This is a genomic window from Siminovitchia sediminis, assembly GCF_042680885.1.
Lineage (GTDB): Bacteria > Bacillota > Bacilli > Bacillales > Bacillaceae_C > Siminovitchia > Siminovitchia sediminis.
On record NZ_JBHUEO010000004.1, the window covers coordinates 195,220 to 207,081 of the forward strand.

General features: G+C 43.5%; 10 protein-coding genes. 1 reads left to right on the forward strand and 9 read right to left on the reverse strand.

Features of this window, described 5'->3' with window-relative positions:
* Positions 1-100 precede the first annotated feature (100 nt).
* The 7 genes from spoVID to hemA all read right to left on the reverse strand — a co-directional run bounded on the left by spoVID (position 101) and on the right by hemA (position 7,920).
* Positions 101-1,249, reverse strand: coding sequence for a stage VI sporulation protein D (gene spoVID / locus ACFSCZ_RS02340; protein ID WP_380772125.1), 1,149 nt, complete (start codon positions 1,247-1,249; stop codon positions 101-103).
* Between the two features lie 181 nt (positions 1,250-1,430).
* The gene (hemL, locus tag ACFSCZ_RS02345) at positions 1,431-2,723 is read right to left on the reverse strand and encodes a glutamate-1-semialdehyde 2,1-aminomutase (protein WP_380772126.1); all 1,293 of its coding nucleotides are present in this window, start codon (positions 2,721-2,723) and stop codon (positions 1,431-1,433) included.
* Positions 2,724-2,967: 244 nt separating this feature from the next.
* Complete coding sequence (gene hemB, locus ACFSCZ_RS02350; RefSeq protein WP_380772127.1) at positions 2,968-3,942, reverse strand: porphobilinogen synthase; 975 nt, start codon at positions 3,940-3,942, stop codon at positions 2,968-2,970.
* A gap of 2 nt (positions 3,943-3,944) precedes the next feature.
* The gene (locus tag ACFSCZ_RS02355) at positions 3,945-4,709 is read right to left on the reverse strand and encodes a uroporphyrinogen-III synthase (RefSeq protein WP_380772128.1); all 765 of its coding nucleotides are present in this window, start codon (positions 4,707-4,709) and stop codon (positions 3,945-3,947) included.
* A 38-nt stretch (positions 4,710-4,747) separates the two neighbouring features.
* Positions 4,748-5,680, reverse strand: coding sequence for a hydroxymethylbilane synthase (gene hemC, locus ACFSCZ_RS02360; RefSeq protein WP_380772129.1), 933 nt, complete (start codon positions 5,678-5,680; stop codon positions 4,748-4,750).
* 43 nt (positions 5,681-5,723) lie between these two features.
* Positions 5,724-6,554 (reverse strand): cytochrome C assembly family protein, encoded by an 831-nt coding sequence (locus ACFSCZ_RS02365; RefSeq protein WP_380772130.1) that lies wholly within the window; start codon positions 6,552-6,554, stop codon positions 5,724-5,726.
* 13 nt (positions 6,555-6,567) lie between these two features.
* The gene (gene hemA / locus ACFSCZ_RS02370) at positions 6,568-7,920 is read right to left on the reverse strand and encodes a glutamyl-tRNA reductase (RefSeq protein ID WP_380772131.1); all 1,353 of its coding nucleotides are present in this window, start codon (positions 7,918-7,920) and stop codon (positions 6,568-6,570) included.
* A 240-nt stretch (positions 7,921-8,160) separates the two neighbouring features.
* Here hemA and ACFSCZ_RS02375 point away from each other — a divergent pair, with 240 nt between their 5' ends.
* The gene (locus ACFSCZ_RS02375) at positions 8,161-8,652 is read left to right on the forward strand and encodes a LiaI-LiaF-like domain-containing protein (protein WP_380772132.1); all 492 of its coding nucleotides are present in this window, start codon (positions 8,161-8,163) and stop codon (positions 8,650-8,652) included.
* A gap of 209 nt (positions 8,653-8,861) precedes the next feature.
* Here ACFSCZ_RS02375 and yihA read toward each other — a convergent pair whose 3' ends face one another.
* The gene (gene yihA, locus ACFSCZ_RS02380; protein WP_380772133.1) at positions 8,862-9,443 is read right to left on the reverse strand and encodes a ribosome biogenesis GTP-binding protein YihA/YsxC; all 582 of its coding nucleotides are present in this window, start codon (positions 9,441-9,443) and stop codon (positions 8,862-8,864) included.
* A complete protein-coding gene (lon, locus tag ACFSCZ_RS02385; protein ID WP_380772178.1) occupies positions 9,433-11,715 on the reverse strand; it encodes an endopeptidase La in 2,283 nt (760 codons plus the stop codon). The genes yihA and lon overlap by 11 nt, the downstream gene beginning before the upstream one ends.
* Between the last annotated feature and the right edge of the window lie 147 nt (positions 11,716-11,862).

The following is an 11,862-nucleotide window of genomic DNA, read 5'->3' on the forward strand; positions in this document are numbered from 1 at the left end:
ATCACCCTGCTTCGTACTTGTTGAGATCTCTGCGTGGACCTGACAACATAAAGAATAGGAGGATTCTCTCCCATTGCATCCTCCCAGTGTTGAAATGATATTATTTTCTATACGCGGCCTTTTCAGGTATATACAGAACCTGACCTTCGTACACTTCTTGGCCGGGATCCAATTGATTGGCTCTTAAAATTTGCTGGACACTGACTCCATATTTGTCTGCTATCCCATCCAATGAATCTCCGTCCTGGACAAGGCGAACCTTTAATTTGGCAGAAATCTCATCTTCTTTTCTCGCAAAAAAGTCTGCAAAAGACATGGAATGATATTTACCTTTTTTCTTTTTCGGTTTCACCTCGCTGCTTTCCTTTTCTTTACTGCTGCTCGCATGGCTGCTTGATTCCGCGACTGCCTTATCTGCTGAAGGCGAATGTGATGAAGCAGATGGTGATTCCATCACAGCTTTTTGAAAAAAGCCTTTTAACCTGTCAGCCACTTCATTCATATCGATCTCAGGAAGATTTGGAAACGGCATTGACTGGAATGGGTGTTCCCCTTTAGACCCTTTTTCCTGCGAAGCACGAGCTTCTGCCGAAAATGCGGTATATAAGTCATCTTCGTTCTCTTTTTCACCATGTCTTTCTACAAGTTCCTGTATAGGCTCTTCCTTGTATTCTTCCAACTCGACTTCAACCGTGCTTTCACCTTCATCCTCAGCTTCATTTCTCTGTTCTGCCAAAATAGGGGCCTCCTCAGACTTTTCCACCGCCCCCAATTCCTCATGATCTCGCTCTTCAGTATCCTGTGTATCTTGCTCCTCTTCTTCCCCCTGTAAACCGTATATATGCACATCCGCTTCAATCATTAAACGGGAGCTTTCCGGTAAATGATAGTCAAAGGATTGGACTTCAACAAAAATGTCATCTGAACTCGGCACCCGATCTTTTGGGATGGTAATATCAACCGGAAACTGGTGAAGAAATCCACACTCTCCATCATCCCTGTCTTCCACTTGCTGGACATATCTGCCTTTTGGGGCATCATCCTCGGAAGGTTCTTCTTCTGAAACTGTACGCTTATACTCCCCGGCTAAATTCAGGCTTCCTCTTAACATGACAAAACTGTCTTCTTCTAAAATGGATATATCTGGATCCAATGAAATGGAAATCAGCTCATCGACTTCCTGTCCGTTTTTAAATAAAACCGATTCTTCCAGTGAAAATTTAATAGATGACTGTTGGCTGTCAGACAAGATGGTTCCTCCTTTCAATCCGTACAAAAATAGATGGCTCAATTACATCCTATGACGCTTCCATTTTATTTATGAATGAGAAAAGGCGCAGGAGTTACCATCCGTTCGAATCGAAAAGAAAACCATTCTAATTTTAATATTAAAAAGGAACCGCTGCACGCGGTTCCCCCTGTTGATCGGCTTAATTATTGGCAATGGCTGCAAAAGCTTTTTCAGCAGCTTCGATGGTTGCATCAATATCTTCCTGAGTATGCTCAGTTGATAAGAACATTCCTTCAAATTGAGATGGCGGCAAAAAGATTCCTTGGTTCGCCATTTCTCTATAGTAGGCAGCAAATAAAGATAAGTCGCTTGTTTGTGCCTGTTCATAGTTATACACTTCTTTATTTGTAAAGAAGAACCCAACCATGGTTCCTGCGCGATTGACAGTATGCGGAATCTGATATTTTTCCGCTGCCTGTTTCAATCCAGTCTCAAGTTTTTCAGCTTTTTGATTAAATTCTTCGTATGTTTCCGGTGTCAGCTGAACCAGTGTCTCGTAGCCTGCTGCCATGGCCAGCGGGTTTCCTGACAGTGTCCCGGCTTGATAAATAGGCCCGCTTGGAGCAATATTTTCCATAATTTCCGCTTTTCCTCCGAAAGCTCCTACCGGAAGCCCGCCACCGATCACCTTACCCATGCATGTAATGTCGGGTGTAATCCCAAAATGCCCCTGTGCACTGTGATATCCTACGCGGAAACCCGTCATAACTTCATCAAATATTAGCAGCGACCCATATTCATGGGTGATGTCACGCAATCCTTCCAGGAATCCTGGCTGCGGAAGCACGACTCCCATATTACCGGCAACCGGCTCAACAATCACACCCGCGATATCTTCGCCATACTGTTCAAAAGCATAACGAACGCTTTCCAAGTCATTATACGGCACTGTAATTGTATTTTTTGCAACCCCTTCGGGTACGCCCGGGCTGTCCGGAAGTCCCAGTGTCGCCACTCCGGAACCCGCTTTGATCAGGAGCGAGTCACCATGTCCATGATAGCATCCTTCAAACTTCATAATTTTATTGCGGCCTGTATACCCTCTGGCCAGACGCAAAGCGCTCATTGTCGCTTCAGTTCCGGAAGAAACCATGCGGATGATTTCAATGGAAGGAACACGTTCCATGACAAGCTTGGCCAGTTTATTTTCACTGGGGCTTGGTGCCCCGAAGCTTGTTCCGCCTTCAGCTACTTTTTTAATCGTTTCCACCACACGGTCATTGGCGTGGCCCAAAATGAGCGGACCCCAAGACAGCACATAATCTATGTATTCATTTCCGTCAATATCGTAAATTCGGGAACCTTTCCCTTTTTCCATAAAAATCGGGTCCATGTCAACAGACTTAAAGGCGCGCACCGGGCTGTTGACACCACCCGGCATCAGTTTGACTGCTTCCCGGAAAGCTTCTTTGGATTTTTCATAAGTTCTCATGAATTCAACCTCCACTTTACTGAAATAAGAAAAAACTTTGTTTCCGCGTATGAATCAGACGCTTATGCCATTTTTTATTGGCCATAGACGGACAGGATATCCTCGGTCCCACTTGGCTGCCCAGGATCTGGCGTTTGGCAGCGGCAGGGGCTCGAGGTCGCTTCAAAAAACAATGGCAAAGGAGCGCCTTCTTCTGTGCTCGTCTTATGCTTGTCGGGGCTGAGCAAGGCGCTTCCGCTTTTCTTTACCCAAGCCACTTAGCTGCATCCTTTGCAAAATACGTAATGATCATATCTGCTCCGGCACGCTTCATACCTGTCAGCATCTCCATCACGATCGCTTTTTCATCTACCCATCCGTTTTGGGCTGCAGCTTTCACCAGCGAATACTCTCCGCTTACATTATACGCCACAATGGGTGCATTGAATTCATTTCTTACTTCACGAATAATATCCATATAGGACAATGCCGGTTTTACAATCAGCATATCTGCCCCTTCTTCCATATCTGATGCAGCTTCCCGCAGAGCTTCCAGGCGGTTGGCCGGATCCATCTGATAGGTTTTGCGGTCTCCGAATTGCGGTGTGCTGTTCGCTGCTTCACGGAAAGGACCATAAAAAGCAGAAGAATACTTCACAGCATAAGACATGATCGGAATATCATGAAAACCTGCCTCATCCAATCCTTTTCTGATTGCAGCCACAAACCCGTCCATCATATTGGAAGGAGCAATGATATCCGCACCGGCCTTTGCCTGGCTTACCGCTGTTTTCACAAGCAGCTCCAGGCTTTCATCATTTTGCACATAGCTGTCTTTAATGACTCCGCAATGTCCATGGTCTGTATATTCACAAAGACATGTATCGGCTGCCACCAGCATATCAGGAGCATGTTCTTTAATCACCTTTGTCGCTTCCTGGACAATGCCATGATCCACATACGCTCCTGATCCACAATCGTCTTTCTCATCAGGTACACCAAAAAGAATAACTGCCGGGATGCCAAGCGCTGCAATTTCATCTATTTCATTTTTTATGAGATCTAGTGAAATTTGAAACACACCGGGCATGGAAGAAATCTCATTCTTTTTATTCTCACCTTCTACAATAAACAGAGGATAAATAAAATCCTCCGGTCGAAGGTGTGTCTCCCTTACCATGGAGCGGATCGCTGCGGTTTTACGCAGTCTGCGATGACGCCTAAATTGAATTTGGTCCATTGCTACTCTCCCTTTCTATTTTGCCCATAGTACATGCACAGTTCCTGGAACATAGAATCAATCGTATATTTTTCCGGGCAAACTTTCACAGCGAAGCCTTCAGCTTCGATTGCTCTTTTCGTTACTTTACCGATGGCTGTAAATGTAAGAAATTCTATATGTTTTTCCAGATGATGCTGCTGCACGACTTGATAAAAATGGTGGAATGTCGACGGACTCGTGAAACAAGCGGCATCCAGCCTGTTGTCCTTAAGAATGTCTGCCAGCCGGCTATGATCTTTAGTCGGATAATACGTTTCATAGACAATCCATTCATCTGCAATGATTCCGCGGCTTCGAAAACTTTCTGCAATAATCGTACTGGCCAAATTTCCTTTCGGGATCAATACCCGTTTGGCTTTTAACCCTTTTTCAAAAAATTCCTTTGAAAAATCTTCCGCTGTATAGACGTTGGGCATGAAGTACGCATCTACAAAATACCGTTTCAATTCAGACTTCGTTTTTTCGCCTACAGCTGCAAACCGCATGTGTCCCTTTAACATTTCAAACGATTCACGCTGTTCTTCAATATGCTGAAAAAAATACTTCACACCATTTTTACTCGTAAATATGATCCAGTCATATTGATCAAGTGATTGAATGATTGAGCCCGCATTCATGTCGTTATGAGGCCGGAAATCAATTAACGGAATCATATAAGGTATTCCGCCCATGGAAGCCACGTCAGAGCAAAATTTCTCACCCTGCTCGCCACCCCTTGTAATCATTATGTGCCTGCCTCGTAAGGGAAGCCGGTCCGGTATCATTATTGGTCCAGCTCCTCTTTTACCCGTTCCATTAAAACTCCCGCTCCTTGCTGAATCAGATGGGCTGCAGCTTTTTCTCCGATTTGTTTTGGATCTGTCCCCTTGACCTGATCAGAGTATATGGTTTTGCCATCAGGAGATGCAACAAGAGCCGTAAGCTGAATCGTTTCGTCCGGCAATAGTTCTGCATAACCAGCAATCGGAACTTGACAGCTTCCATCCATCTTGTTCAAAAAGACCCGTTCCGCTTCAACGGTCCGTGCTGTTTTATCGCAATTCAGCTTTGCAAGCTCAGTAAGCAATTCCTGATCATCCGCACGGCATTCAATGGCAAGCGCCCCTTGTCCGATAGCCGGCAGCGAAATTTCAGGATCCAGATATTCCGTTACAACGTCATCATTCCAACCCATACGGATCAATCCTGCAGCAGCCAAAATAATGGCATCATATTCTTCATTCTTCAATTTGGACAATCGTGTATCGATATTTCCCCGAATCCATTTAATTTCCAAATCAGGCCGATGTGCCAAGATCTGAGCTCCTCTTCTCAGACTGCTCGTACCGATGATGGCCCCTGCAGGAAGCTCATTGAGTTTGAGTCCGCTCTTGGAAATAAAAGCATCCCGGTGATCTTCACGCGGAGGAACACATCCGATCACCAGCCCCTCCGGAAGCTCAGCAGGCATATCTTTCATACTGTGGACAGCCATATCTATTTCCCCGTCATACATCGCCTGCTCAATCTCTTTTATAAACAAACCCTTTCCGCCAATTTTGGATAAGGTCACATCCAAAATACGGTCACCTTTTGTCACAATTTCTTTTATTTCAAATTCAAAAGGGGCGCCCAGCTCCTCCAGCTGTTTCCGCACCCATTTGGTTTGTGTCATGGCAAGATTACTTCTTCTTGAACCTATTACAATTTTTCTCAACTACAACGCCTCCTGTGCATACGGCCGCATCCTTCATATCAACTTAAGAGTACCAAAAATGAAACGAGGATAAACTGCTGATCAGAAAAAAGTTAATTAGGACAAATAAAAAAGCAACCGTGTTCCATAATGCCAAATTGCGTCCAAATAAGAAACGTTTCGCATGACCATACAGCAAAAATCCATAGATCACCAACAGCAAAAAGGATCCGATAATTTTTGGATCATACCAGTGAAAGATCGGAAGCTTGATGATGGCCCATCTTAATCCGAGAATCAAGCTCAATAAGAGCATTGGAACACCGATTGCATTCAAAATAAACGATGCTTTTTCCAGCTTCGCCAAGTCCGGCAAACGCCATAACTTCTTTTGCCATCTTTTTTCCTTCAATAACTTGAACTGAAGCAAATAAAGAGAAGAAAACACAAAAGATACAGAAAAAGCACCATAGGAAAGGATAGCCATTGTAATATGAATCAGCATCAATTCCGAGATCAGCTGCTCCGCCGATACAGAGGAAAGCTGAACAGGAGCAAACGCATGAATGGCCATAAAAATAAAACCAATTAAATTAGTAAAAAACAATGTAAAATCAACTTTGAAAATATGATGTAAAATCAAAGAAATCGATATGAGCACCCATGTATAAAAATATAAACCTTCAAACAACGTTAAAACCGGAAATCTCCCGGTATACAGCATGTACATAAACAAAAAGATTGTTTGAAGTACCCAAACAATTAAAAGCAACCGGAAAGCAAGGCTGTGAGCCTTCCGGTTGTGGTCAACAAAGTCAATAAAATAAAGCAAGATGGACAGAGCATAAATGACAATGACCAGCTCGGGCAATCTCATCCATAAAGGATCAACCATGGCGTGAACCCTCTTACGACTGGAAGGATTGAAGCGGGGCCGCTAACTTGATTTTTTGTTTGGCAGACTCTTTCGCTTGAACCGGTTCTGCCTGCTCTACCGCCTCTTCCAAGTTAAAAATTTGCTTAAAGAGTGCAATTTTTTCTGTGGCATCAGCCTCTCCGGAAAATTCTTTCACTTGGAGAATCGGATCTTTTAATAACTGATTGATGATGCTTTTCGTATGTTTGCTGATTACTTTTCTTTCCCGTTCAGTTAAATCAGGGATTTTCCGCTCGATGCTTTTCATGGTTTGCGCCTGAATGGACAAGGCCTTTTCTCTCAATGCCGTAATTACAGGCACAACCCCAAGCATATTAAGCCACTCATTAAACTCTACAATCTCGGCCGCGATCATGTCCATAATTTTTTCAGCGGCTTTTTTTCTTTCCTCCAAGTTGGCCTGAACAATGCCTTCCAAATCATCAATATCATATAAGAAAAAGCTGTCTATTTCTGAAATGGCGGGGTCCAGGTCTCTTGGAACAGCAATATCGACCAAGAAAAGAGAGCGGCCTCTGCGCATTTTAGCCACATGTTTCATCATATCTTTTGACAGAATATAATCTTGCGAACCCGTGGAACTAATCACAATATCCGCGTCCATCACTGCACATTGCAATTCATTCAGCGAACGGGCTTGACCATCAAATTGGCTGGCCAAATTTTGTGCTTTTTCCAATGTACGGTTAACGACCGTGACTTTACTGGCTCCATTGGAATAAAGGTTTTTTATCGCCAGCTCGCTCATTTTTCCTGCGCCGATGATGAGCACATGTTTATCTTTTAATTGACCAAATACTTTCTTTGCAAGCTCTACAGCTGCATAACTGACAGAAACAGCATTTGCACCAATATCAGTTTCGGAATGAGCGCGCTTGGCCAATGTGACAGCCTGTTTCATTACATGGTTAAAAACAGTTCCCGTAGTTCCCATCTCCTGCCCAAGTAAGAAACTCTCCCGCACCTGCCCTAAAATTTGGGTTTCGCCGAGGATCATAGAATCTAACCCGCAAGTGACTTTAAATAAGTGTTCAACCGCACGATTTTGCTCATGAACAAACAGATGGCCGGCAAAGTCGCTTTGACCGATTTGAAACCAATCGGAAAGAAACTCCTTTATATAATAGCGGCCTGTATGAAGCTGGTCTACAACCGCGTATACTTCCGTTCGATTGCACGTAGATACAATCACATTTTCCAATATACTTTTTTTGTTTTTTAACGCCGTCATTGCAGATGCCAGATCGTTCTCGGCAAAAGCAAGCCTTTCCCTGACCTCCACTGGTGCTGTTTGATAATTTAATCCGACAACAATGATGTGCATTTGAACATGAGCACCTCCTATCCTATAGTATATCATTTTACATTAGAAGAATTCTAAAAAGATGTGAACAGATAGCGAAACCTATGGTATATTTAAGTGCGAGGCGACGGTTTAGCCTCGACAAGCAGCTGGCAGACGGTTCAACAAATATTGAATACATATACGCTGAGTAATTTCATCCTTTTGTAACATAGCAAATATACTACTGAAATACAAGCAATCGCATTGGATGTGAAGGATTTGGTAAAAAAAGGAATGTTTTCCGGGATTATTTTATTAGGGTTTGGTCTTTACTTTCTTTTACAGCAATACCCTGTAAGCTTTATACAAAACTTTATTTCCTGGCCCACTTTAATTATGATCATTGGAATCGGATTTCTTGTTCAGGGTTATGCAGCAAAAGATCATGAAGCGATTTTACCCGGTGCCATCATAACGGGCGTGGGCATCCACTTTCATGTTATGGACCGCTTTAATATTTGGCAGGATCATGCGGGAGTCTTTCTTTTGTTGGTCGCAATTGGGCTTTTGCTGACGTATGTCAAAACAGGTATCGGGCTGGTAATGGGCCTCTTATTTTTGGCTGCAGCCACTCTGCTGTTGTTTTTTGACCGGCTGGAAGGCTGGGCGCTCCAGCAAGGCCATGATATAACTTTATTCAGCAATTTTTGGCCCCTTGTCTTTATAGCAGCCGGCCTCTACTTTATCCTTACGCAAAGAAAAAAAAAATAACGGAGTCCATGATATTGCAAATAGGGCCAGAGGGACAGACTAGGGCTTTTCGGGTTAATCACATTAAAAAATGCACAGTTCCATCGGCAGTTATTACAATTGAGGAAGGACTATCGATACTTAAGTAGATTTTTCCCGTTTTATAAGCGTGGCAGTCAACATGATTTGACGCAAATTAAAAAAGTGAAGGAAACATATCCTTCACTTTTTTATAAGTATTTCCCCAAGATCTTCCACGATAGATCCTTTCCTTCACCGGTTTCAGACGAAAATGTTACAATCTCATCCGCAGGATCCAGATCCAACGTCTCTTTTGTGATCTTTACATGTTTTGCCCATTTTCCTTTTGGGATTTTATCGGCTTTTGTAGCAATAACAATACAAGGGATCTCGTAATACTTAAGAAAGTCGTACATCATGACATCGTCTTCTGTTGGAGGATGGCGAAGGTCCACGATCAGGAGTACGGCCCGAAGCTCTTTTCTTGTGGTCAAGTAGGTTTCGATCATCCGTCCCCAGGCTTCACGCTCTTTCTTGGACACTTTAGCAAAACCATACCCCGGTACATCGACAAAAAAAAGAGACTCTTCAATTTTATAAAAATTCAGGGTTTGCGTTTTTCCCGGCTTGGAAGAAGTTCTGGCCAGGCTCTTACGGTTGATCATTTTATTAATAAAAGATGATTTTCCAACGTTGGATCTGCCGGCAAGTGCAAATTCCGGCAGACCATCGTCGGGATATTGTTCAGGCTTTACAGCACTGATGACCATTTCAGCGTTATTAACTTTCATTAGCCTCTCCTACCAAAGCATGTTTCAGAACTTCATCCATATGTGTGACTGGAATAAAGCTTAGATCCTGCTTTACACTGTCTGGAATTTCTTCTAAATCCTTTTCGTTGTCCTCAGGGAAAATAATCGTTGTGAGACCGGCTCGATGGGCGCTCATGGATTTTTCTTTTAATCCGCCAATTGGCAGCACCCTGCCACGAAGAGTAATTTCTCCTGTCATCCCCACTTCTTTTCTGATCGGACGGCCGGTCAGTGCCGAGACCAGTGCAGTTGCTATCGTAATGCCGGCGGACGGTCCATCTTTGGGAACCGCGCCTTCCGGTACATGAATATGGACATCGCATGTTTCATAAAAGTTTTTTTCTAAATCAAGGTCTTCTGCTTTTCCTCGTACATAGCTGAAGGCAGCCTGGGCGGATTCCTTCATGACGTCTCCAAGCTTACCGGTCAATATCAGCTTGCCTTTACCCGGTGTTAAGGAAACTTCGATTTGTAACGTGTCCCCTCCAACCGTAGTATACGCCAGTCCTGTAGCAACGCCCACCTGATCTTCAAGCTCAGCCTGACCATATCGGTATTTTTTCTTTCCGAGCAGTTCTTCCAAGTTCTTGGCGGTCACCACAACCCTTTTTCGATCTCCCGATACAATGATTTTTGCAGCCTTTCTGCAAATAGCGGCCAGCTGGCGCTCCAGCTCTCTGACTCCTGCTTCTCGTGTATAATAGCGGACAATGGAGATGATCGCATCCTCTTTTAATTGCAACTGTCCTTTTGTCAGCCCATGTTCTTCTATTTGCTTTGGAAGCAAGTGGTCTTTCGCAATATGAAGCTTTTCCAACTCTGTATAACCGGCAATTGTAATAATCTCCATCCTGTCTCGCAAGGGAGCCGGAATCGTTGCCAAATCATTCGCTGTAGCGATAAACATAACTTTAGAAAGATCATAAGTTTCCTCGATATAATGATCACTAAACGTCTTGTTTTGCTCGGGATCCAGTACTTCCAGCATGGCGGAAGAAGGATCGCCACGAAAATCATTGGACATTTTATCTATTTCGTCAAGTAAAAAAACCGGATTAATCGTGCCCGCTTTTCTCATCCCTTGTATAATCCGCCCCGGCATGGCACCTACATACGTCCGTCTGTGTCCCCTAATCTCAGACTCATCCCTGACTCCTCCGAGAGAGATCCGGACAAAATTCCTGCCCATCGATTCCGCAATGGAACGGGCAAGGCTTGTTTTACCAACACCAGGAGGTCCTGCCAGACAAAGAATCGGACTTCTTAACGATTGAGTCAATTGTTTGACAGCCAAGAACTCCAGTACCCGCTCTTTTACATGCTTAAGTCCATAGTGATCACGTTCCAAAATTTTTTCCGCTTTCTTTATATCCAAATCATCTTTGGTCACTTTGGTCCAAGGCAGTGAAATCAGCCAGTCCAGATAATTGCGGATCACAGCACTCTCAGCTGAAGTAGCAGGGACCTTTTCATATCTGTCAAGCTCTCTGAGAGCAGTCATTTTTGCATGCTCTGTCATACCGGCATTCTCAATTTTTTCAGTCAGCTCTGCAACCTCACCGACTTTGCCTTCCTTTTCACCAAGCTCTTTTTGAATGGCTTTCATTTGTTCACGCAAATAATATTCTTTTTGGGTTCTTTCCATGGACTGCTTAACTCGCTGTCCAATCTTTTTTTCAAGATTGAGAACTTCTTTTTCATTATGAATAATTTCAATGACTTTGTTGAGCCGTTCTTTCACATCAAATGTTTCCAGAATCTCCTGTTTGTCCTGCAATTTCAACGGCAAATGTGAAGCAATGATATCTGCCATCCTTCCAGGTTCTTCCATATCAGCAACGGTTGCAAATGTTTCTGTTGAAATTTTCTTGGACAGCTTGATATATTGCTCAAAAAATTCGAGCATCTTTCTCATTAAAGCCTGAATTTCCAAATCTTTTTCCGTTTCATCTTCAAAGAGAGCAAGAGTCGCGGAAGCATATTGATCTTTTACGATATACTCCTTCATTACGGCTCTTGACAACCCTTCAACAAGAACCCGGATTGTGCCATTTGGCAGCTTTAGCATTTGCTTTACTTTTGTTAATGTTCCTACTTTATATACGTCGTCCTCACCGGGCTCATCCTCTGCAGTATCTTTTTGAGTCGTCAAAAAAATAATATGGTCGGTGAGCATCGCCTGCTCTAATGCATTGACGGATTGCTCCCTTCCCACATCAAGATGCAAAACCATTGTCGGGAAAACAAGCATGCCGCGTAATGGAAGCAGGGGGACGAACGCATCTTTTTGTTTCGTCACAGTCGTACACCTCCCAGAAATACCCACTGTACATATAAACCTCTCGATGAGATAACCCAATTTTAGCTTAAAAGGTTAGGTCATGTCGAGGAACAGGCT